This is a genomic window from Streptomyces sp. NPDC059718, from assembly GCF_042733315.1.
Lineage (GTDB): Bacteria > Actinomycetota > Actinomycetes > Streptomycetales > Streptomycetaceae > Actinacidiphila.
In genome coordinates, this window is sequence record NZ_JBHWGA010000003.1 from 298,635 (window position 1) to 324,468 (window position 25,834).

A 25,834-nucleotide genomic window follows, 5' to 3' on the forward strand; every position below is an offset into this window, starting at 1 on the left:
GCGGTGGCGCTCAGGAGGCAGGCGGTACCCCGTCGCGGCCGCCGAGGTGCTCCGGGGAGAACTCCGCCGGCGCCGGACGGCCCGTGCGGCCCCGGATGTCGTCCGCCGTCGGCGTGCGTGCCTCCTCGGTCAGCTGCCGCAACAGGTAGGCGTCGAGGGACAGGCCGGCCTCGGCCGCACGGCCCCGTAGTGTGCGGTCCACGTCATCGGGGACGTCCCGGATCCGGATGGTGGGCATGCCCATCAGTATGGCGGCGCCGTCAGACCCGGCGCTCCAGGATCCGGCCCGGCCAGGGGGCGCCCTCGGCCTGGGGCACGGTGAAGGGCTCGGCGCCGGTGAAGCCCAGGGCTTCGTACTGCCGGACGAGCCGGCCCTCGCCGCCCGCGTAGCAGTCGACCCGCAGCAGCGGGATGCCGCGCCGCCGCGTCTCGGCGACGGCGTCCTCCACCAGGGCCGCGCCGATGCCGCTGCCGGACAGCGCCCGGTCGGTGACGAGCAGCCGCAGGTACAGCTCGCGCCCCTCCACGGGCGGGGCGTAGTCGGGCTTCTCCTCGGCCAGCACGCACACGCCGACCACCCGGCCGTCGGCCACGGCCGCGCGCAGCAGGTACTCCTTCGCGTACCGGGCCACGCGCTCCACCGCCGGGGGCCGGGAGGACCAGGGGCGGGTGCCCCACTGGCCGGTGTGGCCGCGGGCGGTCAGCCAGGCGACGGCTCCGTCCAGCAGGGCGAGCGTCGCGGGCAGGTCCTCGGGTCCTCCGGTACGGATCTCCATCAGGCAGTTCTACCCGGCGCGTGACGCAGCGTAAAACCCCTCGGCACCCCAGCCGCACCGACGTACCCTTGAACCCCAAGCCCAGTGGCATGTCGAACAGCAGAAGGCGGGATGAGCAGGCCGTCGAGCCTGGCCCATGACTCAGACACCGACAACGCAGCAACCGCAGGCGAGCGCCCACTTCGTCGTACCGGCCAAGCACCCCATGGTGACGGTCCTGGGGTCCGGTGACTCGCTCCTGCGCGTGATAGAGCAGGCGTTCCCGGCCGTCGACATCCATGTACGAGGCAATGAGGTCAGCGCGAGCGGTGAATCCGCGGACGTCGCGCTGGTCCAGCGCCTCTTCGACGAGATGATGCTGGTACTGCGCACAGGCCAGCCGATGACGGAGGACGCAGTGGAGCGCTCGATCGCCATGCTCCGCCAGGACAGCGGAGCCGACGGCCTGGAGGAGACCCCCTCCCAGGTGCTCACCCAGAACATCCTGTCCAGCCGGGGCCGCACCATCCGCCCCAAGACCCTCAACCAGAAGCGCTACGTCGACGCGATCGACAAGCACACGATCGTCTTCGGCATCGGCCCCGCCGGTACCGGCAAGACCTACCTGGCCATGGCCAAGGCCGTCCAGGCCCTGCAGTCCAAGCAGGTCAACCGGATCATTCTGACCCGACCCGCCGTCGAGGCGGGCGAGCGGCTCGGCTTCCTGCCGGGCACGCTCTACGAGAAGATCGACCCGTACCTGCGTCCGCTGTACGACGCGCTGCACGACATGATCGACCCCGACTCGATCCCGCGCCTCATGGCGAGCGGGACGATCGAGGTCGCTCCTCTGGCGTACATGCGCGGCCGCACGCTCAACGACGCCTTCATCATCCTCGACGAGGCGCAGAACACCAGCGCCGAGCAGATGAAGATGTTCCTCACCCGGCTCGGCTTCGACTCCAAGATCGTCATCACCGGTGACGTCACCCAGGTCGACCTGCCCGGTGGCACGAAGAGCGGACTGCGCCAGGTCGTGGACATCCTGGACGGCGTCGAGGACGTGCACTTCTCGCGCCTGACGAGCACGGATGTCGTACGCCATAAGCTGGTCGGGCGCATCGTGGACGCCTACGAGCGCTACGACGACCTCAACGGCAACCGAAAGTAGCCTCCGAAGCACTATGGCGATCGACGTCAACAACGAATCCGGCTGGGATTTCGACGAGGCGGCGGTGCTCGACATCAGCCGCTACGCCCTGCAGCACATGCGCATCCATCCGCTGTCCGAGCTCTCGGTCATCGCGGTGGACGCCGACGCCATGGAGCAGCTGCACATCCAGTGGATGGACGAACCGGGCCCCACCGACGTCATGTCCTTCCCGATGGACGAGCTTCGTCCCGGGAAGGAGGACGAGGAGCCCCCGCAGGGACTGCTCGGGGACATCGTGCTCTGCCCCGAGGTGGCGAAGAAGCAGGGCGACGAGGCCGTGACCAAGCACTCCATGGACGAGGAGCTGCAGCTGCTCACCGTCCACGGGGTGCTGCACCTGCTCGGTTACGACCACGAGGAGGCCGACGAGAAGGCCGAGATGTTCGGCCTGCAGAAGGCCGTCCTCGACGGCTGGCGCGCCGAGCGCGGCATCCAGGGCCCGTCGCCGGCCCCGACGACCACCCACTGATCGCGATGGTGGTCTTCGCCGTCCTGCTGGTGGTCGTCGCCTGGCTCGCCGCCTGCGCCGAGGCCGGCATCGCCCGTACCTCGCGCTTCCGGGCGGAGGCCGCGGTGCGGGCCGGCCGGCGCGGCGCGGACAAGCTGCTGGCGGTGTCCTCGGACCCGACCCGCTACCTCAACGTCGCGCTGCTGGTCCGGGTGGCCTGCGAGATGGCGGCGGCGGTGCTGGTCACCGTCGTGTGCGTCCGGCACTTCGAGGAGACCTGGCAGGCGGTCCTGGTGGCGGTCGCCGTCATGATCGTGGTCTCGTACGTCGCGGTGGGCGTATCGCCCCGCACCATCGGCCGCCAGCACCCGCTGAACACCGCCACCGCGGCGGCGTACGTGCTGCTGCCGCTGGCCCGGGTCATGGGCCCGATCCCGGCGCTGCTGATCCTGCTCGGCAACGCCCTCACTCCCGGCAAGGGCTTCCGCCAGGGCCCGTTCGCCTCCGAGGCGGAACTGCGCGCGCTGGTGGACCTCGCGGAGAGCGAGTCCCTGATCGAGGACGAGGAGCGCCGTATGGTGCACTCCGTCTTCGAGCTCGGCGACACCCTGGTGCGCGAGGTGATGGTGCCGCGCACCGAGCTCGTCGCCATCGAGCGCTTCAAGACGATCCGCCAGGCCATGACCCTCGCCCTGCGCAGCGGTTTCTCGCGCATCCCGGTCACGGGCGAGAGCGAGGACGACATCGTCGGCATCGTCTACCTCAAGGACCTCGCCCGCCGGGTGCACATCAACCGGGACGCCGAGACCGACCCGGTCTCCTCGCTGATGCGCCCGGCCTTCTTCGTCCCCGACACCAAGAACGCCGGCGACCTGCTGCGCGAGATGCAGCGCGAGCGCAACCACGTCGCCGTCGTCATCGACGAGTACGGCGGCACGGCCGGCGTCGTCACCATCGAGGACATCCTGGAGGAGATCGTCGGCGAGATCACCGACGAGTACGACCGCGAGGTGCCGCCCGTCGAGGAGCTCGGCGGGGGCCGCTACCGCGTCACCTCCCGCCTCGACCTCGGAGACCTGGGCGAGCTCTACGGCGTGGACCTGGACGACGAGGACGTCGAGACCGTAGGCGGCCTGCTCGCCAAGACCCTCGGCCGGGTGCCGATCCCCGGTGCCTCCGCCGTCGTCGCGCTCCCCGAGACCGCCTCGGCCCCGCACGCCCCCGCCGCGCTCCGGCTCACCGCGGAGGCCCCGTCGGGCCGTCGCAACCGCATCGGGGCGGTCCTCGTCGAGCCGGTCCCGGTCGTCGCGGAGGACCCTTCGGGCCCGGAGCCGGACGGGGCGATGCACGGCGGGTAGCGCCGGTCAGTCCTCGTCGACGAGCGGGACGCCGGGGGCGAAGTGCTGCAGCGCGGCGGCCAGGCGTCGCCGGTCGAGCCGCCAGCCGTTCACCTGGCGGGACGCCATGAGCAGGTCGAACGGTACGGGGACCAGGGCCCCCGTGGCGGCGCGTGCCAGCCGGCCCTGCCCGGCGCCGGGCAGGGGCGGAGCCCCCTCGCGGCGCGTCACCCCGATCCAGGGCAGCCGGTGGCCGTGCGGGACCGGCTGCTTCCACAGCACCACGGCGGTGACGTCCTCCCACGGCACGTGCACGGTGGTGGCCCGGTGGCGCAGGGGCGTCCCGCCGAGGAGCACGCCCGTCGCGTCGACGCGCAGGGCCACCTTGCGGGTCAGCGAGTTCGCGGCGACGAGCAGTCCGCCGCCGCCGAAGAGGACGCCGCCCGCGATCCGCATCGCCGGCGGGACACCCATGCCCGGAATCACCAGGACCGCGGTGAACACGGCCGCCCCCAGCAGTACGGTGACCGTTCGGAGGTCGAAGCCGTAGCGCGCCTCGTAGGCCGGCGCCGCGTTGTCATCCATGCCGGGATCATGACGATGCCCGTCCCCGAGGGGAACCCACGGGGACGGATACGCTGACCGCATGAGCGACGAGCTGCACCCGGAAGACCGCAAGATCATCACCCTGGCCCGCTCCGCCCGCGCCCGCAACGGCGTCGCCGAGGGTGCGGCCGTGCGCGACGAGACGGGGCGCACCTACGTGGCGGGGACCGTGGCCCTTCAGTCGTTGTCGCTCAGCGCGCTGCGGACGGCGGTGGCCATGGCGGTCGCCAGCGGTGCCACCTCCCTGGAGGCTGCGGCCGTGGTGTCCGAGGCGCACGCGGTGCCGGACGAGGACCGTGCGGCCGTGCGCGACCTGGGCGGCGCGGGCACGCCCGTGCTGCTGGCCGGCCCCGACGGTGTGCTCCGGGCAACGGTCGAAGCGGGCTGAGCCCGCGCCGGGTCAGCGGCCGGAGGCCGCCGCCGGGAACGCCGCCGCCAACGCCGCCGCCAACTCCGCGACCTCGGGCCGCTGATCGTCCTCCCGCCACCCCAGGGCCAGTTCCGCGGGCGCCGGCCCCCGTACGGGGCGGACCACGACCCCGGGGTGCGGGTGGGGTTCCGCGTCGCCCCCCGCGACGAGGGCGACGCCGAGACCCGCCGCCACGGCCTCGACGACGTCGTCCGGGGTGGCGGCCTCCGTACCCACGACGGCGTCGCGGCCGCCGCGCGCGTCGAGGCCGAGCCAGAAGTCGCGCAGCGCCCCCGCCTCGCGCGGCAGGGCCACGAAGGGCTCGTCGTACAGCTCGGCGAAGTCGATCGCGTCCCGGCCCGCGAGCGGATGGCCGGCGGGCAGCGCGACCATCCGCGGCGCGCGCACCAGCACCCGCGTGGACAGACGCTCACCGGGCACCGGCAGCCAGAGGAGGGCGACGTCACTGCCGCCGTCGGCGAGGCCGGCCGTCGGGTCGTCCCAGCCGGCCGGGCGCAGGGTGACCTGCCGGCCCCGCTCGTGGAGGGCGCGCAGGACGTCGCGCCGCAGGTCGCGGCCGACGGCCGTCTGCACGCCGACGGTCGGCGCGAAGCCGGGCCCCGCAGAGCGGGCCGCGCGCAGGGCGTGCTCCCAGTCGCCGACCAGGGTGCGCGCGGCGGGCAGCAGCGCCTCGCCCTGCACGGTGAGGCCGACGCCGCGCGGCCCGCGGTCGAAGAGGCGGAAGCCGAGCTGCCGTTCCAGGGCCCGGATCTGCTTGGAGAGCGCGGGCTGGGAGATGCGCAGCCGCTCGGCGGCCCGCGTGAAGTGCAGCTCGTCCGCGACCGTGACGAAGTAGCGGAGGTCGCGCACATGGACGTCCATATCCATCGGTTATAGCAGCGGATCGTGGCCTGTGCCGTGCCCTCGGGGGAACACCGGGCGACGCCCGGGGAACGGCCGCTCCGGTCCGCCGGGCGGCGGTGCCGCCCGAGGGCGTCAGCGGGGCCCGGTGGATCAGGGACAATGGTCGCCATGAGCGTTCGCACCGAGACGACCCCCGCCCCCGCCCACCGGGCCGGCTTCGCCTGCTTCGTGGGCCGCCCCAACGCGGGCAAGTCCACCCTGACCAACGCTCTGGTCGGCACGAAGGTGGCCATCACCTCCAACCGGCCGCAGACCACCCGGCACACCGTGCGCGGCATCGTGCACCGCCCGGACGCCCAGCTGGTCCTCGTCGACACCCCCGGTCTGCACAAGCCGCGCACCCTGCTCGGCGAGCGGCTCAACGACGTCGTCCGCACCACCTGGGCCGAGGTCGACGTGATCGGTTTCTGCCTGCCCGCCGACCAGAAGCTCGGTCCCGGGGACCGCTACATCGCCAAGGAGCTGGCCGAGGTCCGCAAGACCCCCAAGGTCGCCATCGTCACCAAGACCGACCTGGTGGACTCCAAGCGCCTCGCCGAGCAGTTGGTCGCCATCGACCTGCTCGGCGCCGAACTGGGCATCGAGTGGGCCGAGATCATCCCGGTCTCCGCCGTCGGCGACAAGCAGGTCTCGCTCCTGGCGGACCTCCTCGTCCCGCTGCTCCCGGAGAGCCCGGCCCTCTACCCGGAGGGCGACCTCACCGACGAGCCCGAGCAGGTCATGGTCGCCGAGCTGATCCGCGAGGCGGCGCTCGAGGGCGTTCGGGACGAGCTGCCGCACTCCATCGCCGTCGTGGTCGAGGAGATGCTGCCGCGCGAGGGACGCCCGGCGGAGAAGCCGCTGCTGGACGTGCACGCCAACATCTACATCGAGCGCCCCAGCCAGAAGGGCATCATCATCGGCCCCAAGGGCTCCCGGCTGAAGGAGGTCGGCACCAAGTCCCGCCGCCACATCGAGGCGCTGCTCGGGACGCCGGTCTTCCTCGACCTGCACGTGAAGGTCGCCAAGGACTGGCAGCGCGACCCCAAGCAGCTGCGCAAGCTCGGCTTCTAGGCGACAGCAGCTACCCGGCCGCACCTCCGGCGGCGGTCCCGCCGCTGAAGATCCCGTGGAAGCCGAACGGCACCGCGTGCGGGACCTCGGCGCGGGCCAGCTCGCGGAACGTGGCGGCGTCCAGCACCAGCAGGAAGGACGAGCCGGCCGCGGCGTCGAGGACGACGGAGAGCACCACGCCCTCGCCCTCCTCCCCGGCCTCCGGGGCCGCGACGAAGACGGGCTCCCCGGGGTAGCAGTCCTCCTGCGACCAGGTCACGGTGCCGCCGTCGGCCGTGTCGAGCCGCACGAGCTGGTCGGTGAAGTGCTCGCCCCGCCCGTCGCGGCTGCCGACGCCGTACGCGAAGCGGTAGGGGCGGCCGTTGCACCGGCCGTAGTCGATGCGGGGGAGTTCCATCGGCTCCTCGCCGAGCCGCTCGGCCGTCACCGCGCCGTCCGCGCCGATCCGGTACCGCGTGGGGCGGGCCTGCGGGACGCCGCCGCCGTCGCGCAGCCGGTCGAGGTAGAGGGCGTCGATGACGGACGGGTCCTCGTAGGCGCACAGGTCCAGCACCAGCGCGTCGCCGTCCTCGAAGGCGTTGACGTGGTGGAAGGCGAAGAAGGCGGGGCCCTTGGCGACGCGGCGGACGGTGCCGTCCCTGCGGTCCATGACGATGAAGCGGGTGCCGCGCTCAGGGCGCCAGCGGTAGTTCTCGATGAAGGGCCGGCCGCTGAGCAGCAGGGCCGGCGGGTTGACGACGAGCGGGAACTCCACGAGCACCACATGGCGGTCGGTGATCGCGAAGCTGTGCATGTAGCCGGGCCGGGTGACGGGCAGGCTGCCCAGGAGCCTGCGGCGGGCCGTGCCGTCGGAGGACTGGCGGTAGACGCGGTACTCACTGCGCCGCGCGAAGTGCGCCACGAAGTTGACCAGTTCGCCGGTGACCGGGTCCTGGTGCGGGTGCGCCGTGGTCCACTGACCGGCCAGCGCGTCCTCGTAGCCGACGACGCCCACCGTCTCCAGCGTCCTCGGGTCGAACTCCACCGGCATCGGGGTCTCGGTCAGCGCGACGAAGCGTTCGCCGAAGCGGGCGACGCTGACGTTGGCGTTCCCCGACGGCTTGCGGAGGAACGGGGTGAGCACCCGCGCGAAGAGCGAGCGGCAGGGGTCGGTGGCGAACTCCTGGTAGCCGATGCGGCCCTCGTGCCGCGCGGTACGGCTGCTCGGGACGTCCAGGAAGCGGTTGGCGTAGGAGACCCGGCCGTCCTCGATCGCGAACCGGTGGAGCATCGCCTGGCCGTCGAACCAGTGCCGGTAGCGGCGCTCCCCGGCCTCGAAGAGGGCGGGGCCGTTGCGCAGCAGCACCCCGTCGAGCCACCGCGGCAGCCGTCCCCGCACCGGCAGTTCGGGGACGGTCACCTCGTCGGTCAGGCTGCGCAGCCCGGTCGTGTGCCCGCTCATCGGCTACGCGCCCTCCTTCAGCACCAGTTGGACCAGTTCGCGTTGTTCCTCCGTCAGCCGCGGGTCGGCGCAGTGCACCGTGCGGCCGTCCACCGTGATCTCGTACCGGAAACCGTCCGGTACGCCCTGCGGGGGCGCGGCCGGGCCCGCGGCGAGGACGTCGCGGGCCAGGGCGTGCAGACGGAAGGCGTCGGGCCGGCCGGCGGTGTCCAGCACGGCCCGGCGCTCGATCCCCGCGAAACCGCCGGAGCGGATCACCTGTATGCGCATGGCGGACGTCTACCCCTGTGCGGGCGGTCGCGCACCTTCCGGGACCGGCGACTGGCGCGGCACGTCGGTGCCGTTCACGGAGGTCGGGATGCCGACCTCCGACCACGCCTTCACCACCGCCGCGTGCTCCTCGCCCTCACCGAAGCGCCCGGCGGCCGAGGCGACCGTCGCCTGGGCGAACTCGGCGAACGTCGCCCTGGGCGGCAGCGCGCCGCCGGTCAGCACGTCGTACCAGATCAGCCCGGCCCGCTCCCAGGCGTTGCCGCCCAGCGCGACGGCCAGCAGGTGGAACGCCCGGTTGGGGATGCCGGAGTTGATGTGCACGCCCCCGTTGTCCCGCGAGGTGCGGACGTAGGCGTCCATGTGGCCGGGCTGCGGGTCCTTGCCGAGGACGTCGTCGTCGTAGGCCGTGCCGGGGGCCTTCATGGAGCGCAGCGCCACGCCCGTGACGCGCGGGGCGAGCAGTCCGGCGCCGATCAGCCAGTCGGCCTCGTCGGCGGTCTGGCCGAGCGCGTGCTGCTTGATGAGGGAGCCGAAGACGTCCGACATCGACTCGTTGAGGGCGCCGGACTGGCCGAAGTAGTCGAGGTTGGCGGTGTACTGGGTGACGCCGTGGGTGAGTTCGTGGCCGATGACGTCGAGGGGGAGCGTGAAGTCGAGGAAGATCTCCCCGTCGCCGTCCCCGAAGACCATCTGCTCGCCGTTCCAGAAGGCGTTGTTGTAGTCGCGGTCGTAGTGGACGGTGGCGTCCAGCGGCAGCCCGGCGTCGTCGATGGAGTGGCGGCCGTACGCCGTCAGGAAGAGCTCGAAGGTCGCCCCCAGTCCGTCGTAGGCCCGGTTGACGGTGTCGTCGGCGAGGGCGGGGTCGCCCTCCCCGCGGACGGCCCGCCCCGGCAGGTCCGTGCGGTGCTGCGCGTCGCTGATCGTGCGGCGCGGCCGGTCCGACGGCTCCGCCCCGATCACCGGGAGGGCGCCGATGACGGTGGTCAGCCGGCGGCGGGTGCGCTCCGCGGCGTCGCGTTCCAGGGTGCGGCGGGCGGGCTCGGCGAGTGCGGGGTCCTCGTTGCGGGCGACCTTGTCGAGGACGTGCGGCGGCACGATCGTGCAGAAAACAGGTGTCTGCTCCATGCAGGGCAATGTGGCACGGTGCTCACTGTCTGTCACTAGGTGTGACCATGATCCACGAAAAGGGGGGAAGATGTACGTTTTTCATGTCATCACGGGCGGTCTTGCATACTGAGAAGAACGCCGCAGCGGCTGCAGGGTCCCCGGGGGCTCGGTTATGGTCGACAGCATCATGCGTTTCGGGCTGCTTCTTCTTAGCTGCCGCGGCGAGGGCCTGTAGTCCAGGTCGACTCCCTCCCCGCGGGGTTTGGCGTTGCACCAGCGCCGGTCGGCCGCCTCCACAGCCGCAACCGAGGAGCACCCCCGCAGATGTCCACCCCGAACGCCGTCGGCCGCCCCACGCCCATCACCGCCGCGACGGTGCGCCAGCGCCCGACCGCGATGCCGGTCCACAGGTACAAGCCGTACGAGGCCGTGGAGATCCCGGACCGCACCTGGCCGGACCGGCGGATCACCAAGGCCCCCCGCTGGCTGTCGACCGACCTGCGGGACGGCAACCAGGCGCTGATCGACCCGATGTCACCGGCCCGCAAGCGCGCGATGTTCGACCTGCTGGTGAAGATGGGCTACAAGGAGATCGAGGTCGGCTTCCCGGCCTCGGGCGAGACCGACTTCGCCTTCGTGCGCTCCATCGTCGAAGGGGGCGCGATCCCCGACGACGTCACCATCTCCGTACTGACCCAGGCCCGCGAGGAACTGATCGAGCGGACCGTGGAGTCCCTGCGCGGCGCGGCGCGCGCGACCGTGCACCTGTACAACGCGACCGCCCCGACCTTCCGCCGGGTGGTCTTCCGCGGCTCCAAGGAGCAGATCCGGCAGATCGCGGTGGACGGCACGCGGCTGGTCATGGAGTACGCGGACAAGATCCTGGGCGACGAGACCGTCTTCGGCTACCAGTACAGCCCGGAGATCTTCACCGACACCGAGCTGGACTTCGCGCTGGAGGTCTGCGAGTCGGTGATGGACGTCTGGCAGCCCGAGGAGGGCCGCGAGATCATCCTGAACCTGCCGGCGACCGTCGAGCGCTCCACGCCCTCCACCCACGCGGACCGCTTCGAGTGGATGTCGCGGAACCTGTCGCGCCGCGAGTACGTGTGCCTGTCGGTCCACCCGCACAACGACCGCGGTACGGCCGTGGCCGCCGCGGAGCTGGCGCTGATGGCCGGCGCCGACCGCATCGAGGGCTGCCTGTTCGGCCAGGGCGAGCGCACCGGCAACGTCGACCTGGTCACCCTGGGCATGAACCTGTTCAGCCAGGGCGTGGACCCGATGATCGACTTCTCCCAGATCGACGAGGTCCGCCGCGCCGCCGAGTACTGCAACCAGATGGAGGTCCACCCGCGCCACCCGTACGTGGGCGACCTGGTCTACACGTCCTTCTCCGGCTCCCACCAGGACGCCATCAAGAAGGGGTTCGACGCCATGGAGGCCGACGCGGCCGCCCAGGGCCCGGGTGTGACCGTCGACGATCTGGAGTGGGCGGTCCCGTACCTGCCGATCGACCCCAAGGACGTCGGCCGCTCCTACGAGGCCGTCATCCGCGTGAACTCGCAGTCGGGCAAGGGCGGCGTCGCGTACGTCCTGAAGAACGACCACAAGCTGGACCTGCCGCGCCGCATGCAGATCGAGTTCTCGAAGATCATCCAGGCGAAGACCGACGCCGAGGGCGGCGAGGTCACCCCGAAGGAGATCTGGGCGATCTTCGAGGACGAGTACCTGCCCACCCCGGAGAACGCCTGGGGCCGCGTCGCGCTGCGCAAGGCGCAGACCTCGACCAGCAGCGACGGCACCGACACCCTGACCGTCGAGGCGGTCGTGGACGGCGCGGAGACGGTCCTGACGGGCACCGGAAACGGCCCGATCTCCGCGTTCTTCGACGCGCTGGCCTCGGTCGGGGTCGACGCCCGCCTGCTGGACTACACCGAGCACACCATGAGCGAGGGCGCCAGCGCCCAGGCCGCCTCGTACATCGAGTGCGCCATCGACGGCCAGGTCCTGTGGGGCATCGGCATCGACGCCAACACCACCCGCGCCTCGCTGAAGGCGGTCGTCTCCGCCGTCAATCGCGCGGCCCGCTAGTCACCGCGGACGGTGAACCGGCCACGGCGCCCACCCGGGTGCCGTGGCCGGTTCTCGTATTCGGCCCTCACGTGGTACTGACTACGCGCCGCCCATGTGGCTAACATCACGTCATTACGGCGCCGTTGCCGGAGCGTTACCCACGCGTACGGCGCGTAAAGGGACGAACCGGTGTAATCGGGATGGCGGCCGGAGGGTGCGAAGTGCTCCACATCAAGGGCTTGTGCATCTTGGGCGTGCGGACGGTCTGGCACACCGAAGGTGACGGGGAGTTCTTCTGCGCCGGCTGCGGCGGCGACCGCGGCTACCGGCGGCGCACCGGCACCCGGCGGCTGACCCTGCTGGGCCTGCCCCTCCTGCCGCGCGGCTCGGCCGGCACGGTCGTGGAGTGCGTGGTGTGCCGCGCCCACCGCGGCCCCGAGGTCCTGGAGCAGCCCACCACCACCGTCTTCTCCGCCATGCTCCGCGACGCCGTCCACACCGTCGCCCTCGCCGTGCTCACCGCGGGCGGCGCCATGGGGCGCGGCGCCCGCGAGGCGGCCGTCGGCGCGGTCCGCTCGGCCGGGTTCACCGACTGCACCGAGGACCAGCTGCTCGGCCTGCTGGCGGCGATCGTCGCCGACGAGGGCCGTTTCCCCGGCGCCTCCGACGCCCTGGACGCCGACGGGCTCGCGGACGCCCTCGACGGCTGCGGCAGCTGGCTGTCCATCGAGCTCCACGAGGCTCTGGGACCCCTCTCCCGTCACCTCGCCCCCCAGGGCCGCGAGCACATCCTGGTCCAGGGCGCCCTCATCGCCCTCGCCGACGGTCCCTACCTGCCCGCCGAGCGGGAGGTCCTCGGCGCCGTCGGCCGCTGCCTCGGCCTCGTCGGCGAGGACACCGAACGCATCCTGGAGGCCGCGGCCCGTACGCCGTCCTGACGGGCCGCCCCTGACCGCCACCGCCGGGCGTACTCCCCGGGGAGTAACGGGGCCCGCACCGCACCCCGGGCAGTAACGCCGGGCTCGGTCCCGGGCCCGACGAAAAGGCGCCCTCGCGCCGGAAGTCTGGGAAGGACCAGACCACCGGCCCGGAGGGAGGCCCATGATGGGGGCCCCGACCACTGAGACCACACCGGCCGCCGTGCCGCCGCCGACGCGAGGACGGGGGAGGAGCCGGGGCGCCCGCGCGATCCCCTGGGCGGTGCTCGCGCTGTGGATCGCCGTACTGGCGCTGGCCGGTCCGCTGGCCGGCAAGCTCGCCGACGCGCAGCAGAACCGGGCGGTGGACTACCTCCCGGTGAGCGCCGACTCCACGCAGGTCGCCCGGCTCCAGGACGCGCTGCCCGGCGGCGAGGCCACCGAACTCGTGGTCGTCTACCACCGCGAGGGCGGGCTGACCGCCGCCGACCGCGACAAGGCCGCCGCCCAGATCGCCGGCATCGCGCGGGCGCACCGGCTCACCGGCGGCACGCCGCACGCCGTCCTGTCGCACGGCGACACGCTGATGTACCCCGTGGCGAGCACCGGGCCGGGCCAGGACGACGAGGCCAGGAACGCCTTCGTCACCGACGTCCGCGACCGGGCCGAGGGCGGCGACGGGCTGACCGCCCACGTGGGCGGCCCCGGCGCGCTCAACACCGACATGAAGGAGGTGTACTCCTCCCTCGACGGGCCGTTGCTGTGGACCACGGTGGCCGTCGTCGCCGTCCTGCTGATCCTCATCTACCGCAGCCCGCTGCTGTGGCTGCTGCCCCTGTTCGTCGCGGGCGTGGCCGACGCCGCCGCGATGGCCGGGGTCTACGGACTCCACCAGGCCTTCGGCATCACCGTCACCGGCCAGAGCCAGGGCGTGATGACCATCCTGGTCTTCGGCGCCGGCACCGACTACGCGCTGCTGCTCGTCTCCCGCTACCGCGAGGAACTCCGGCGCGTACCGCGCCCGTACGACGCCATGCGCGCCGCGCTGCGCGGCTGCGGGCCCGCGGTCCTGGCCTCCTCCGCGACGGTGGCCGCGGGCTTGCTGTGCCTGCTCGCCGCCGACCTCAACAGCAGCCGGGGCATGGGCCCGATCGCCGCGGTCGGCGTACTGTGCGCGCTGGTCGCCATGACGACGCTGCTGCCCGCGCTGCTGGTGCTGCTGGGCCGCCGGGTCTTCTGGCCGCTGGTCCCGGCGTACGGCAGCGAAGTGCCGCGTCCGCGCGGCCTGTTCGCGGCGATGGGCGGCTCGGCCGCACGCCGTCCGCTGGCCGTGCTCGCGGGTGGCGCGGTGCTGCTCGGGGCGCTGGCGCTCGGGACCCTGGCCCTGCCCGGCAGCCTGAAGAACGACGACGCCTTCACCAGTGCCCCGGAGTCGGTCGCCGCCATGCGCACCCTCGCCGAGGCCGACCCCGGCCGCTCCGCCCAGCCGATCACCGTCATGGCACCCACCGGCCGGGCCGGCGAGGTGCTGGCCGCGGTCCGGGGCACCGAAGGCGTCGCGTCCGCCGAACGCGGGCGCAGCGGCGGCGGCTGGACGGAGGTGTCGGTGACCGCGCAGGCGCCGCCCGAGTCGCCCGGCGAGACCGCGACCATCCACGCCCTGCGCGCGGGGCTGGACGGCCCCTACGGCGCCCACGTCGGCGGGCCCGGTGCCCAGCAGGCCGACCTGGCCGACACCAGTTCCCGCGACCGCTGGGTCGTCGTGCCGCTCGTCCTTGCGGCTGTGCTGCTGATCCTCGTCGTGCTGCTGCGCAGCCTGGTCGCGCCGCTGCTGCTCGTGGTGGCCGTGATCGCGGTGTGGGGCGCCGCGCTGGGCATCGGCGGGCTGGTCTTCGGGCCGCTCTTCGGCTTCGAGGGCACGGACCCGGGGCTGCCGCTGCTGTCGTTCGTCTTCCTCGTGGCGCTCGGCGTCGACTACGGCATCTTCCTCATGCACCGGATGCGCGAGGAGTCGCTGGCGGGGGCCGCGCCGGCCGCCGCGGCCGTCACCGCGCTGCGCACCACGGGCGGGGTGATCGCCTCGGCCGGGCTGGTGCTGGCGGCCACCTTCTCGGTACTGGTCAACATGCCGTTGGTGTCGCTGGTAGAGATGGGCTTCGTCATCGCCGTGGGCGTCCTGCTGGACACCTTCCTCGTCCGCACCTATCTGGTCACCTCCGCGAGCGTGGCGCTGCGCGAGCGGCTCTGGTGGCCGGGCCGGCTGAGCCGGCCGCGCACGAGCCCGTGAACCGGCCCGTGAACCGGCCCGTGAACCGGCCCGTGAACCGGCCCGTGAACCGGCCCGTGAACCGGTCTGTCACGCCGCCGACCCCGTAACGGAAGATGGAGCCGTGCCGAAGCCGCCGCCCCTCCCGCCCGCCGTCCGCGCGCACAAGGACGCCGCCCTCGCCGTGGGCGTGCTCGCGCTCCAGTGCACCATGGGCGCCCTCCTTCCGTCCGGACAGGGGCACCGCCCGGACGCTGCGGGCTGGGCGCTGCTGGTGGTCACCGCGCTGGTGCTGGCCGCCCGGCGGCGGTGGCCGATGACCGTGATGCTCGTCATGGTCGCGGCCGTCGCCCCGTACCACGCCATGGACAACCTCCACCTGGCCGTGGTTCCGGCCAGCATGGTGGCGATCTACTCGCTCGCGGTCGCCGGGCCGCCGCCGCGGACGTACCTCACCGTGGCGGCGGTCGTCGCGATCATGGTCGGGGTGATGTCGGCGACACCCGACCGGCACGCGGCGACCGACATGCTGCGCAGCGGCGGCTGGGTGGTGGCGGTGGCACTGACCGGCGAGGCGGTCCGCATCCACCGCAAGTACGTGGCCGCCATCGTCGGGCGCGCCGAACGCGCCGAACGCACCCGGGAGGAGGAGGCGGCCCGGCGCGTCGCCGAGGAGCGGCTGCGGATCGCCCGCGACCTGCACGACCTGCTCGCCCACAGCATCACCCTCATCGGCGTGCAGACCTCGGTCGCCGCGCACGTCCTGCTCGCCGACCCCGAGCGGCTGGACCGCACGGCCGTCGCCGGCGCCCTCGACAGCATCGCCGGCACCTGCCGCGACGCCCGCGCCGAACTGCGCGCCACCCTCCAGGTGCTGCGCGGCGACGACGAGCGCGGGCCGCTGCCGGGCCTGGCGGCCGTGGCCGACCTGGCCCGCTCCGCCGAGGCCGCCGGCGCCCGGGTGGAGCTGGCCGTCGCGGCCGGCGCGGACGGGGTGCCCCCGGCGATCGGGGCGGCCGCCTACCGCATCGTGCAGGAGGCCCTCACCAACGCCGTACGGCACGCCGGGGGCACCTCGGTCCGGGTCGGGGTGGAACTCGGCACCGACCCGGACCGCGGCACCGCCCTGCGGATCGCCGTCACCGACGACGGCCCCTGCCCGGGGACGGAGGCCGGGCACGAACCGGACCGCCCCGACGCCCGATGGCGGCCCTGGCGCGCCGTGGCACCCCCGAGGCCCCCTGCGGACGCCGGCCCGGCGGAGACCGTACCCGCCGCCGGCTACGGCCTCATCGGCATGCGTGAGCGCGCCCGCAGCGTCGGCGGGACGCTGACCGCCGGGCCCCGGCCCGAGGGCGGTTTCCAGGTGGCCGCCGTTCTGCCGTTCGCAGGGGGCCCGGCGTGATCCGCGTCCTGCTCGCCGACGACCAGACCCTGGTCCGTGAGGCCTTCGCGATGCTCGTCGAGTCCGCCCCCGACATGCAGGTCGTCGGGCACGCGGCGACCGGGCGGGAAGCCGTGGCGGCGGCCCGCGCCGGCCGCGCCGACGTGGTGATCATGGACATCCGCATGCCGGACCTCGACGGCATCGAGGCCACCCGGCTGATCGCCGCCGACGACGACCTGGCCGGGGTCCGGGTGCTGGTGCTCACGACGTACGACAGCGACGAGCACGTCGTCCCCGCCCTGCGCGCCGGGGCCAGCGGCTTCCTCGTCAAGGACACCCGCCCCGCCGACCTCCTGGACGCCATCCGCACGGTCGCCGCGGGCGAGGCGCTGCTCTCGCCGGGGCCGACCGCGCGGCTCATCGCGCGGGTGCTGCGCCTCCCGGAGGGCCCGCCGCCGGGCGGGCCGGCCCCGGAACGCCTCGCCGCGCTGTCCGCACGGGAGCGGCAGGTGCTCACCCTCGTCGCACGGGGCCTGAACAACACGGAGGTCGCCGAGGCGCTGGGCCTCAGCCCGCTCACCGCCAAGACGCACGTCAGCCGGATCATGGGCAAGCTCGGCGTCCGCGACCGCGCCCAGCTGGTGATCGCGGCCTACGAGTCGGGGCTGGTCGCGCCCGGCGGGACGGCGGGGCTCAGCGGCTGACCGCCCAGACCAGGATCGCGGCGGCGACGGCGAAGCAGGCGAGCACGGTCCACACCGTCGCGCCCAGCGCCCGCTTGTCCGCGGCCATCGCCGGCGCCCCGCCGGCTCCGTGGGCCTGCGAGAGGTGGACCAGCGCCTTGTCCCTGGCGCCGCCCCAGGTGATCTGCTCGCGCCACGCGCAGTGCCGGCACTCGAGCATCCGCCGTCCGCGGTCCGCGTAGCCGTACAGCACCTCCAGGGCGGTGCCGTCGGGGCCGGTCGCGGTGATGTGGTGGGTGACGGAGTCCATCAGCGGGCCACCAGCACCAGGGCCAGGGCGACGAGGGCCGGCACGGTCTGCACGAAGAGGATGCGGCGGCTCGCGGTCGCGGCGCCGTACAGCCCGGCGACCGCCACGCAGACGAGGAAGAACACCGTGGCCTGGAAGCCCACCGGGTCGGCGGCCACGGCGCCCCACACCAGCCCGGCGGCGAGGAAACCGTTGTAGAGCCCCTGGTTGGCCGCGAGTGCCTTGCTCGCCTGCGCGAACTCCGCGGTGGTCCCGAAGGCTCCCCTGGCGCGGGGGGTGGTCCACAGGAACATCTCCAGGACCAGGATGTAGAGGTGGAGGGCCGCTATGAGCAGCACGGCGACGGTCGCTGTGATCGACATGGGCCGTAGCGTACGACCCGGGCCGGTCCGGTCGCCGCGTACGGAAGAATGGGCGCATGAGTCTGTTCCGCGACGACGGCATCGTGCTGCGCACCCAGAAGCTGGGCGAGGCGGACCGGATCATCACCCTGCTCACCCGCCGGCACGGCCGGGTGCGGGCGGTGGCCCGCGGCGTGCGGCGGACGAAGTCCAAGTTCGGGGCGCGGCTGGAACCGTTCTCCCACGTGGACGTGCAGCTCTTCGCGCGCGGGGGCGAGCTGATCGGCCGCGGCCTGCCGCTGTGCACCCAGGGCGAGACGATCGCCCCCTACGGCAGCCGCATCGTCACCGACTACGCCCGCTACACCGCGGGCACGGCCATGCTGGAGACCGCCGAGCGCTTCACCGACCACGAGGGCGAACCGGCGGTGCAGCAGTACCTGCTGCTGGTCGGCGGCCTGCGCACGCTCGCCGACGGTGAGCACGACCCGCGTCTGGTGCTCGACGCCTTCCTGCTGCGCTCGCTGGCGGTCAACGGCTACGCGCCCAGCTTCGGGGACTGCGCGAAGTGCGGGATGCCCGGCCCGAATCGGTTCTTTTCGGTCGGTGCGGGAGGAGTCGTATGCGGCGAGTGCCGCCCGGCCGGAAGCGTCGTACCCTCACTGGAGTCACTGGAACTCCTCGGCGCGTTGCTCGGAGGGGACTGGGAGACCGCCGACGCGTGCGAACCGCGCCACTGCCGGGAGGGCAGCGGACTGGTCGCCGCGTATCTGCAGTGGCATCTGGAGCGCGGCTTGCGCAGTCTGCGTTTCATCGAGAAGTAGCAGCGGTACCCGGCGGGCCCGGCAGCACCAACTCGTGAGGCACAGGAAGTGGAGAGCAAGGTCATGGCAGTACGCGGGATTCTGAGCCGTCCCCGGCGCGAGTACCGGGCTCCCGACCCGCACCCGTCCGGCGCGCAGCCCCCCAAGATCCCAGGTGAGCTGGTCCCCCAGCACGTGGCCATCGTGATGGACGGCAACGGCCGCTGGGCCAAGGAGCGCGGCCTGCCCCGCACCGAGGGGCACAAGGTCGGCGAGACCGTCGTGCTGGACGTCCTCAAGGGCTGCCTGGAGCTGGGGGTCAAGAACCTCTCCCTGTACGCCTTCTCGACCGAGAACTGGAAGCGCTCGCCCGACGAGGTCCGCTTCCTGATGAACTTCAACCGGGACGTCATCCACCGCCGCCGCGACGAGATGCACGAGATGGGCATCCGCATCCGCTGGGCCGGGCGCATGCCCCGGCTGTGGAAGTCGGTCGTCAAGGAGCTCCAGGTCGCGGAGGAGATGACCCGCGACAACGACGCGATGACGCTGTACATGTGCGTCAACTACGGCGGCCGTGCCGAGATCGCCGACGCGGCGGCGCGCCTGGCCGAGGACATAAAGGCGGGTCGCCTCGATCCCTCCAAGGTCAACGAGAAGACCCTCGCCAAGTACATGTACCACCCGGACATGCCGGACGTGGACCTGTTCGTCCGCCCCTCCGGCGAGCAGCGCACCTCCAACTTCCTGATCTGGCAGTCCGCCTACGCCGAGATGGTCTTCCAGGACGTCCTCTGGCCGGACTTCGACCGCCGCGACCTGTGGCGCGCGTGCCTGGAGTACGCCTCCCGCGACCGCCGTTTCGGCGGCGCGCTGCCCAACGAGCAGCCGCCGGCGACGGAGAGCGACGCGGACACCGAGTAGTCAGTGGTCACCCCGCGGTCGTCGACGGGCGACCGCGGGGTGAAGCCGTACACGCGGGCGGGGCCGCGTTCAGTTCGCGGCGGGGCCGCCGCAGCCGGCGCAGTCGGCGCACGTCCCGAAGATCTCCACGGTGTGGGCGACGTCGACGAAGCCGTGCTCCTCGGCGATGGTGTCGGCCCACTTCTCGACCGCGGGACCCTCGACCTCGACCGCCTTGCCGCAGATGCGGCAGACCAGGTGGTGGTGGTGACCGCTGCTGCAGCGCCGGTAGACGGACTCGCCCTCCCCGGTGCGCAGGACGTCGATCTCGCCGGCGTCGGCGAGGGACTGCAGCGTGCGGTAGACCGTGGTGAGGCCGACCGAGTCACCCCGGTGCTTGAGGAGGTCGTGCAGTTCCTGGGCGCTGCGGAACTCGTCGACCTCGGCGAGGGCCGCGGCGACGGCGGCACGCTGCCGGGTCGATCGTCCGCGGACGGGGGGCTTGGCGGTCGTCACCGGTGGCCTCCTACTCGGTCGGTTCGGTCGGTCATTCTGCCAGGCCTGGACCTCATACCCGGACGTCGTCCTCGGTGGGACGCGCCGCGGGTACCTCCAGGGTGCACCGTGTCCCGTCCTCCGCGGCACGGCGTGCACGCTTTTTCGCCAGCGGCGCGGCCAGCAGCGTCAGCGTGACGAAGACGCCGATGGCCAGCAGCACGATGGTCGCCCCTGAGGGCACGTCGGCGTAGTACGAGGTCACCGTGCCGGAGAAGGCGACCGCCACGCCGATCACCACCGACAGCGCGAAGGCCGTGGCGAAGCTGCGGGCGATCTGCTGGGAGGCGGCGACCGGGATCACCATCAGCGCGCTGACCAGCAGCAGTCCGACGACCCGCATGGCGACCGTGACCGTGACCGCCGCGGTGACCGCGACCAGCAGGTTCAGCAGCCGCACCGGCAGGCCGGTCACCCGGGCGAACTCCTCGTCCTGGGAGACCGCGAACAGCTGCCGCCGCAGTCCCACGGTGACCAGCACCACGAAGCCGGCCAGCAGGCAGATCGCGGTGATGTCCTGCGGGGAGACGGTGGTGATGGAGCCGAACAGGTAGGTGAGCAGGTTGGCGTTGGAGCCGTTCGGCGCGAGCGAGGTGAACAGCACGCCGGCCGCCATGCCGCCGTAGAAGAGCATGGCGAGCGCGATGTCGCCGCGCGTCCTGCCGTACCAGCGGATGAGTTCCATGACGACGGCGCCCGCGACCGACACGGCCGTGGCCATCCACACCGGGTTGGTGCTGAGCAGGAAGCCGAGGCCGACGCCGGTGAGGGCGACGTGGCCGATGCCGTCGCCCATGAGGGCCTGGCGGCGCTGGACGAGGTAGATGCCGATCGCGGGGGCGGTGATGCCGACGAGGACGGCGGCGATCAGCGCCCGCTGCATGAAGGCGTAGGAGAACAGCTCCATCAGAACAGCCCCGTCCGGATCGGCTCGGCCACGTGACCGGCGTGCGGGTGGACATGGTCGTGGCCGGGCAGCGCGTGCTGCCCCTGGGCCTTCGGCGGGGGCCCGTCGTGGACGACGCAGCCGTCGCGCAGCACCACCGCGCGGTCGATCAGCGGCTCCAGCGGCCCGAGTTCGTGCAGGACCAGGAGCACGGTGGTGCCCAGCGAGACCTGTTCGCGCAGCGTCCCGGCGAGCACCTCCTGGCTGGCGATGTCGACGCCCGCCATCGGCTCGTCCATGATCAGCAGTTCGGGCTCGACGGACAGCGCGCGGGCGATGAGCACCCGCTGGTGCTGGCCGCCGGAGAGCGCCTCGACCGGATCGCCGGCCCGGTCGGCCATCCCGACCAGTTCCAGGGCGCGCTCCACCGCCCGGCGGTCCGCCTTGCGGGGCAGCCCGAGCCTCGTACGGGCCAGCCGCCCTGCGGAGACGACCTCGCGCACGGTGGCGGGGACGCCGGAGGCCGCCGTGGTGCGCTGCGGCACGTAGCCGATCCGGGCCCAGTCGCGGAACCGGTTCAGCGGGGTGCCGAAGAGCTCCAGACCGCCCGCGGTGAGCGGCACCTGGCCGACCACGGCGCGGATCGCGGTGGACTTGCCCGAGCCGTTGGCGCCGAGCAGCGCGACGACCTCCCCGCGCCGCACGGTCAGGTCGACGCCGCGCAGCACCGGCCGTGAGCCGAGCGAGGCGGTCGCCCCCCGCATCGATATGACCGTGTCCATTCCAGCCTCCGTACCGGGCTCCGTCATCGTTGCCTCACTTCGCGCCGAGCGCCGTGCGCAGGGCCTGAAGGTTGCTGTGCTGGACCTCGAAGTAGTCGCGGCCCGCGGACTTGTCGGTGATGCCCTCGACGGGGTCGAGCACCGCGGTCTTCAGGCCGAGGTCGCCCGCGAGGGTCTTGGCGGTCCGGTCGCTGGCGAGCGTCTCGAAGAATACGGTGCTGACGCCGTTGTCCTCGGCGAGGGTGTGCAGCGTCTTCATCCGGGCGGCGCTGGGCTCGGACTCCGGGTCGATGCCGCTGATCGCCTCCTCGACCAGCCCGTAGCGCTCGGCGAGGTAGCCGAAGGCCGCGTGCGTGGTGATGAAGGTGTCCGAGGTGCGGTTCTCCAGCCCGTCCTGGAAGTCGGTGTTCAGCGCGTCGAGCTTCTTCACCAGCGCGGCGGTGTTCTTCCCGTAGGTCGCCTCGTGGTCCGGGTCGGCCTTGGCGAGGGCCTTGCCGACGCCTTCGGCGACCTGGGCGTAGCGGACCGGGTCGAGCCAGATGTGCGGGTCGGCGCCCGCGTCCTCCTCGTCCTCGTGCCCGGTGTGGTTGTCCCCGGTGCTGTGGTCGTGGCCGTCGACCTCGGTTCCGTGGTCCTCCAGCGGGGTCAGCGCGGCGGCGTCGACGGTGTTCGCCACGCCGGATTGCGCTATCGCGTCGTCGACGGCGGGCTGCAGGCCCTTGAGGTAGACGATGACGTCCGACTCGCCCAGCTCGCCGGTCTGCCGGGGGGTGAGCTCCAGGTCGTGCGGTTCGGTCCCCGGCTTGGTCAGTCCGGTCACGTCGACGTGCCCGCCGCCGATCTGCTCGGCCAGGAACTGCATCGGGTAGAAGGAGGCCGTGACCTTGACCCTGCCGTTCGCCACGCCCCCGCCCGCGGCGGAACAGGCGGAGAGGGCGACCAGCCCGGCGACGGCGGCGAGGGGGACCAGAGCGCGACCTATGTTCATGACACCCATTTTCAACAAAACTGGAAACGATTGTCAATTGGCTTAGTGGTCGGCCCCGGCGGCCCCTGACTGGGGAACCGATTTGATACAGGCCCCGCACCCGCCGGTAATCTGAGGTATTCGCCGGACCGCACGCGACCCGGCGGACCCCACCGACCGCTTCGTCGTCTGAAGAGAGCACCGTGGCCGCCGACAAGATCGACACCATCGTCAGCCTGAGCAAGCGCCGTGGCTTCGTTTTCCCCTGCAGCGAGATCTACGGCGGCCAGAAGGCCGCCTGGGACTACGGGCCGCTGGGCGTCGAACTGAAGGAGAACATCAAGCGCCAGTGGTGGCGCGCGATGGTCACCTCCCGGGAGGACGTGGTCGGCCTCGACTCCTCGGTGATCCTGGCCCGCGAGGTCTGGGAGGCCTCCGGTCACGTCGCCACGTTCACCGACCCGCTCACCGAGTGCACCTCCTGTCACAAGCGCTACCGCGCCGACCACCTGGAGGAGGCGTACGAGGCCAAGCACGGCCACCTGCCGGCCAACGGCCTGACCGACCTCAACTGCCCCAACTGCGGCAACAAGGGCACCTTCACCGAGCCCAAGCAGTTCTCCGGGCTGCTGTCCACCCACCTGGGCCCGACCCAGGACTCGGGCGCCGTGGCCTACCTGCGCCCGGAGACGGCACAGGGCATCTTCACCAACTTCTCCCAGGTGCAGACGACCTCGCGCCGCAAGCCGCCGTTCGGCATCGCCCAGACCGGCAAGTCCTTCCGCAACGAGATCACGCCCGGCAACTTCATCTTCCGGACCCGTGAGTTCGAGCAGATGGAGATGGAGTTCTTCGTCAAGCCGGGCGAGGACGAGACCTGGCACGAGTACTGGATGCAGCAGCGCTGGGACTGGTACCGGGGCCTCGGCATGCGCGAGGAGAACATGCGCTGGTACGAGCACGCCAAGGAGAAGCTGTCCCACTACTCGAAGCGCACCGTCGACATCGAGTACCGCTTCAACTTCGGCGGCACCGAGTACTCCGAGCTCGAGGGCATCGCCAACCGCACGGACTACGACCTCAAGGCCCACAGCCAGGCCAGCGGCCAGGACCTGTCGTACTTCGACCAGGAGGCCGGTGAGCGCTACTTCCCGTACGTCATCGAGCCCGCGGCGGGTCTCAACCGCGCCATGCTCGCCTTCATGCTCGACGCGTACAACGAGGACGAGGCCCCGAACGCCAAGGGCGTCATGGAGAAGCGCACCGTCATGCGCCTGGACCCGCGCCTGGCGCCGGTGAAGGTCGCCGTCCTGCCGCTGTCGCGCAACCCGCAGCTCTCGCCGAAGGCCAAGGGCCTCGCGGCCGACCTGCGCCGCCACTGGAACATCGAGTTCGACGACGCCGGCGCCATCGGCCGCCGCTACCGCCGTCAGGACGAGATCGGCACCCCGTTCTGCGTGACCGTCGACTTCGACACCCTCGAGGACAACGCGGTCACCGTGCGCGAGCGCGACACCATGAAGCAGGAGCGCGTCTCGCTGGACCAGGTCGAGGCCTACCTCGGCGGCCGGCTGCTCGGCTGCTAGATCCGCACCGCACCCGGACGTACGCGAAAGGCGCCCGGCCACCCCTCTCGGGGGTGGCCGGGCGCCTTCGTGCGTCCGCGGGGCGGGGCGCTCAGGCCTCCAGGCCGCGCAGGATCAGGTCGTTGACCGCGGAGAACGCGGCGTCGATGCCCGGGGCGAACCACTCGGCGGCGTACGCCGGGTCGTGGAAGCGGACGGTGGCGTCCCAGACCGCCTGCGCGGCGGCATCGGGGTCACCGGCGGCGAACTCGCCGGCGGTCACGCCGTCCCGGACGATCCGCGCGAGGAGCCCGACCATGACGGCGACGTGCTGGCCGACCACCGCGCTGTGCTCGACGGTGAGCGCCATGTACGTGGCGAACAGCTCGGGATCGCCGCCGGCCTTGCGCCGCTTGGCCGCGAACAGCGCCTCCAGCCAGGCGCGCAGCCGCTGCGGCCCCGGGCGGCCGTCGTCCTGCGCTATCGCCGTCAGCTCCGCGTGGGCCTGGTCCAGCCATCGCTGGGTGACCGCCTCCCGCAGCGCGGCCTTGGTGCGGAAGTGCCGGTAGACGCTGCCGTGGCTGACCCCGAGGGCGCGCGCCACGTCGACGACGGTCGCCTTGGCCGGGCCGTAACGGCGCAGCACCTCCTCCGTGGTCTCCAGGATGCGTTCGGCGGTCAGCGTCTCGGGTGGCATGGTCGTCATTCTCCCAGGGCCGGGCGGGTGCCGGTCAGTGCCGCTGCTCACTGTCCAGGTGCGCCATCTGGGACTCCGGGTAACGCTCGCCCGCGGCCGCGTCGGCCGGGACAGCGGTCTCGATCGCCGCCAGGTCGGCCGCGTCGAGCGTCACGTCCAGCGCGCCCAGTGCCTCGGTCAGCCGCTCGCGGGTGCGGGCGCCGACCAGCGGGACGATGTCCTCGCCCCGGGACAGCACCCAGGCGATGGCGGTCTGGGCGACGGTGACGCCCTTCTGCTCCGCGATCTTGCGCAGCGCCTCCACCAGCCCGAGGTTGTGCTCCAGGTTCTCGCCCCGGAAGCGGGGGCTCATCGCGCGGAAGTCGTTGCCGGCCAGCTGCCGGTCACGGGTGAAGTGGCCGCTGATCAGACCGCGGGACAGCACACCGTACGCCGTGACGCCGATGCCCAGTTCGCGGGCGGTCGGCAGGATCTCGTCCTCGATGCCGCGGGAGATCAGCGAGTACTCGATCTGCAGGTCACTGATCGGGGCCACGGCCGCGGCCCGGCGCAGGGTGGCGGCGCCGACCTCGGACAGGCCGATGTGGCGCACGTAACCGGCCTGGACGAGCTCCGCGATGGCGCCGACGGTCTCCTCGATCGGGACGGCGGGGTCGACCCGGGCGATGCGGTAGACGTCGATGTGGTCGGTGCCCAGGCGCTGCAGCGAGTACGAGGCGAAGTTCCTGACGGCCTGGGGGCGGCCGTCGTAGCCCAGCCACGTGCCGTCGGGGCCGCGCAGGGCGCCGAACTTGACGCTGATCAGCGCCTTCTCGCGGTCGGCCGGGGAGGCCGCGCGCAGGGCCTCGCCGATGAGCATCTCGTTGTGGCCCATGCCGTAGAAGTCGCCGGTGTCGATCAGCGTGACGCCCGCGTCGAGGGCGGCGTGGATCGTGGCGATCGACTCGCCGCGGTCGGCGTCGCCGTAGAGCGCGGACATGCCCATGGCGCCGAGGCCGAGCGCGGAGACGGTGGGGCCGGTGGAACCGAGGGTGCGGTTCTGCAAGGGGACTCCTTGGTCGGGATGAGGAGGTCGTGCGGGGGTGCCGACAACAGTGACACATGCACTGACAGATTTCAATATCTGTCAG

General features: G+C 72.5%; 28 protein-coding genes. 13 read left to right on the top strand and 15 right to left on the bottom strand.

The features are described 5' to 3' along the window. Nucleotides 1-10 precede the first annotated feature (10 nt). Both ACFV3E_RS06195 and ACFV3E_RS06200 read right to left on the bottom strand, forming a co-directional pair. Nucleotides 11-238 carry a FitA-like ribbon-helix-helix domain-containing protein gene (locus tag ACFV3E_RS06195; RefSeq protein ID WP_500533632.1) on the bottom strand — a complete coding sequence of 76 codons (228 nt, stop codon included), beginning with the start codon at nt 236-238 and terminating at the stop codon, nt 11-13. A gap of 22 nt (nt 239-260) precedes the next feature. Next, complete coding sequence (locus ACFV3E_RS06200) at nt 261-776, bottom strand: GNAT family N-acetyltransferase (RefSeq protein WP_500533633.1); 516 nt, start codon at nt 774-776, stop codon at nt 261-263. A 136-nt stretch (nt 777-912) separates the two neighbouring features. Here ACFV3E_RS06200 and ACFV3E_RS06205 point away from each other — a divergent pair, with 136 nt between their 5' ends. From ACFV3E_RS06205 to ACFV3E_RS06215, 3 genes are read left to right on the top strand one after another with little or no spacing between them, the layout of a single operon-like run. Next, on the top strand, nt 913-1,926 hold the full coding sequence (locus ACFV3E_RS06205) for a PhoH family protein (protein ID WP_499511815.1): 1,014 nt from the start codon (nt 913-915) through the stop codon (nt 1,924-1,926). 13 nt (nt 1,927-1,939) lie between these two features. Continuing rightward, entirely contained in the window at nt 1,940-2,437 is a 498-nt protein-coding gene (gene ybeY, locus ACFV3E_RS06210) for an rRNA maturation RNase YbeY (protein WP_500533634.1), read from the top strand. Nucleotides 2,438-2,442: 5 nt separating this feature from the next. Then, complete coding sequence (locus ACFV3E_RS06215; protein ID WP_500369699.1) at nt 2,443-3,774, top strand: hemolysin family protein; 1,332 nt, start codon at nt 2,443-2,445, stop codon at nt 3,772-3,774. Between the two features lie 6 nt (nt 3,775-3,780). Here ACFV3E_RS06215 and ACFV3E_RS06220 read toward each other — a convergent pair whose 3' ends face one another. After that, nucleotides 3,781-4,338 (bottom strand): hypothetical protein, encoded by a 558-nt coding sequence (locus ACFV3E_RS06220; protein ID WP_500533636.1) that lies wholly within the window; start codon nt 4,336-4,338, stop codon nt 3,781-3,783. Nucleotides 4,339-4,399: 61 nt separating this feature from the next. Here ACFV3E_RS06220 and ACFV3E_RS06225 point away from each other — a divergent pair, with 61 nt between their 5' ends. Next, nucleotides 4,400-4,747: a cytidine deaminase-like protein gene (locus tag ACFV3E_RS06225; protein WP_500533637.1), complete on the top strand. Its 348-nt coding sequence runs from the start codon at nt 4,400-4,402 to the stop codon at nt 4,745-4,747. A gap of 12 nt (nt 4,748-4,759) precedes the next feature. On the opposite strand, the gene ACFV3E_RS06230 is transcribed toward ACFV3E_RS06225, so the two are convergent. Next, complete coding sequence (locus ACFV3E_RS06230) at nt 4,760-5,650, bottom strand: LysR family transcriptional regulator (protein WP_500533638.1); 891 nt, start codon at nt 5,648-5,650, stop codon at nt 4,760-4,762. A gap of 141 nt (nt 5,651-5,791) precedes the next feature. On the opposite strand from ACFV3E_RS06230, the gene era reads away from it, so the two are divergent. Beyond that, on the top strand, nt 5,792-6,745 hold the full coding sequence (gene era, locus ACFV3E_RS06235; RefSeq protein WP_500369707.1) for a GTPase Era: 954 nt from the start codon (nt 5,792-5,794) through the stop codon (nt 6,743-6,745). Between the two features lie 10 nt (nt 6,746-6,755). Here the strand turns inward: era and ACFV3E_RS06240 are convergent, their stop codons facing one another. From ACFV3E_RS06240 to ACFV3E_RS06250, 3 genes are read right to left on the bottom strand one after another with little or no spacing between them, the layout of a single operon-like run. Then, a complete protein-coding gene (locus ACFV3E_RS06240) occupies nt 6,756-8,186 on the bottom strand; it encodes a carotenoid oxygenase family protein (protein WP_500533639.1) in 1,431 nt (476 codons plus the stop codon). A 3-nt stretch (nt 8,187-8,189) separates the two neighbouring features. Beyond that, nucleotides 8,190-8,456, bottom strand: a complete 267-nt coding sequence (locus tag ACFV3E_RS06245; RefSeq protein WP_500323011.1) for a protealysin inhibitor emfourin — start codon at nt 8,454-8,456, stop codon at nt 8,190-8,192. Between the two features lie 9 nt (nt 8,457-8,465). Beyond that, entirely contained in the window at nt 8,466-9,584 is a 1,119-nt protein-coding gene (locus ACFV3E_RS06250; protein ID WP_500533640.1) for a M4 family metallopeptidase, read from the bottom strand. A 306-nt stretch (nt 9,585-9,890) separates the two neighbouring features. On the opposite strand from ACFV3E_RS06250, the gene leuA reads away from it, so the two are divergent. From leuA to ACFV3E_RS06275, 5 genes are all read left to right on the top strand, one after another. Beyond that, the gene (leuA, locus tag ACFV3E_RS06255) at nt 9,891-11,660 is read left to right on the top strand and encodes a 2-isopropylmalate synthase (RefSeq protein WP_500533642.1); all 1,770 of its coding nucleotides are present in this window, start codon (nt 9,891-9,893) and stop codon (nt 11,658-11,660) included. Nucleotides 11,661-11,842: 182 nt separating this feature from the next. Then, nucleotides 11,843-12,580, top strand: coding sequence for a TerB family tellurite resistance protein (locus ACFV3E_RS06260; RefSeq protein WP_500436874.1), 738 nt, complete (start codon nt 11,843-11,845; stop codon nt 12,578-12,580). 166 nt (nt 12,581-12,746) lie between these two features. After that, on the top strand, nt 12,747-14,846 hold the full coding sequence (locus ACFV3E_RS06265) for an MMPL family transporter (protein WP_500533700.1): 2,100 nt from the start codon (nt 12,747-12,749) through the stop codon (nt 14,844-14,846). Nucleotides 14,847-14,949: 103 nt separating this feature from the next. After that, nucleotides 14,950-16,230, top strand: coding sequence for a sensor histidine kinase (locus ACFV3E_RS06270; protein ID WP_500533643.1), 1,281 nt, complete (start codon nt 14,950-14,952; stop codon nt 16,228-16,230). A gap of 50 nt (nt 16,231-16,280) precedes the next feature. Beyond that, the gene (locus ACFV3E_RS06275) at nt 16,281-16,916 is read left to right on the top strand and encodes a response regulator (protein WP_500533701.1); all 636 of its coding nucleotides are present in this window, start codon (nt 16,281-16,283) and stop codon (nt 16,914-16,916) included. On the opposite strand, the gene ACFV3E_RS06280 is transcribed toward ACFV3E_RS06275, so the two are convergent. Beyond that, nucleotides 16,906-17,205 (bottom strand): hypothetical protein, encoded by a 300-nt coding sequence (locus tag ACFV3E_RS06280; RefSeq protein ID WP_500533645.1) that lies wholly within the window; start codon nt 17,203-17,205, stop codon nt 16,906-16,908. The genes ACFV3E_RS06275 and ACFV3E_RS06280 overlap by 11 nt on opposite strands. Beyond that, entirely contained in the window at nt 17,205-17,567 is a 363-nt protein-coding gene (locus tag ACFV3E_RS06285) for a DUF1304 domain-containing protein (RefSeq protein ID WP_499511801.1), read from the bottom strand. Before ACFV3E_RS06285 ends, ACFV3E_RS06280 begins: the two co-directional genes overlap by 1 nt. Nucleotides 17,568-17,623: 56 nt before the next feature. On the opposite strand from ACFV3E_RS06285, the gene recO reads away from it, so the two are divergent. Then, entirely contained in the window at nt 17,624-18,370 is a 747-nt protein-coding gene (gene recO, locus ACFV3E_RS06290; protein ID WP_499511800.1) for a DNA repair protein RecO, read from the top strand. A gap of 63 nt (nt 18,371-18,433) precedes the next feature. Next, the gene (locus tag ACFV3E_RS06295; protein ID WP_500369727.1) at nt 18,434-19,273 is read left to right on the top strand and encodes an isoprenyl transferase; all 840 of its coding nucleotides are present in this window, start codon (nt 18,434-18,436) and stop codon (nt 19,271-19,273) included. A gap of 69 nt (nt 19,274-19,342) precedes the next feature. Here ACFV3E_RS06295 and ACFV3E_RS06300 read toward each other — a convergent pair whose 3' ends face one another. Genes ACFV3E_RS06300 through ACFV3E_RS06315 form a run of 4 tightly spaced genes read right to left on the bottom strand, consistent with a single transcriptional unit; the run spans nt 19,343 to nt 22,463 of the window. Then, nucleotides 19,343-19,768, bottom strand: coding sequence for a Fur family transcriptional regulator (locus ACFV3E_RS06300; protein ID WP_500369728.1), 426 nt, complete (start codon nt 19,766-19,768; stop codon nt 19,343-19,345). 52 nt (nt 19,769-19,820) lie between these two features. Next, a complete protein-coding gene (locus tag ACFV3E_RS06305; RefSeq protein WP_500533647.1) occupies nt 19,821-20,714 on the bottom strand; it encodes a metal ABC transporter permease in 894 nt (297 codons plus the stop codon). Beyond that, entirely contained in the window at nt 20,714-21,475 is a 762-nt protein-coding gene (locus tag ACFV3E_RS06310) for a metal ABC transporter ATP-binding protein (protein ID WP_500369731.1), read from the bottom strand. The genes ACFV3E_RS06305 and ACFV3E_RS06310 overlap by 1 nt, the downstream gene beginning before the upstream one ends. Nucleotides 21,476-21,509: 34 nt before the next feature. Next, entirely contained in the window at nt 21,510-22,463 is a 954-nt protein-coding gene (locus ACFV3E_RS06315) for a metal ABC transporter solute-binding protein, Zn/Mn family (RefSeq protein ID WP_500533649.1), read from the bottom strand. A 182-nt stretch (nt 22,464-22,645) separates the two neighbouring features. Here ACFV3E_RS06315 and ACFV3E_RS06320 point away from each other — a divergent pair, with 182 nt between their 5' ends. After that, a complete protein-coding gene (locus ACFV3E_RS06320) occupies nt 22,646-24,028 on the top strand; it encodes a glycine--tRNA ligase (protein ID WP_500333210.1) in 1,383 nt (460 codons plus the stop codon). 91 nt (nt 24,029-24,119) lie between these two features. Here ACFV3E_RS06320 and ACFV3E_RS06325 read toward each other — a convergent pair whose 3' ends face one another. Next, complete coding sequence (locus ACFV3E_RS06325; protein ID WP_500533651.1) at nt 24,120-24,704, bottom strand: TetR/AcrR family transcriptional regulator; 585 nt, start codon at nt 24,702-24,704, stop codon at nt 24,120-24,122. Nucleotides 24,705-24,738: 34 nt separating this feature from the next. Continuing rightward, entirely contained in the window at nt 24,739-25,749 is a 1,011-nt protein-coding gene (locus ACFV3E_RS06330) for an aldo/keto reductase (protein WP_500369737.1), read from the bottom strand. Nucleotides 25,750-25,834: the final 85 nt, after the last annotated feature.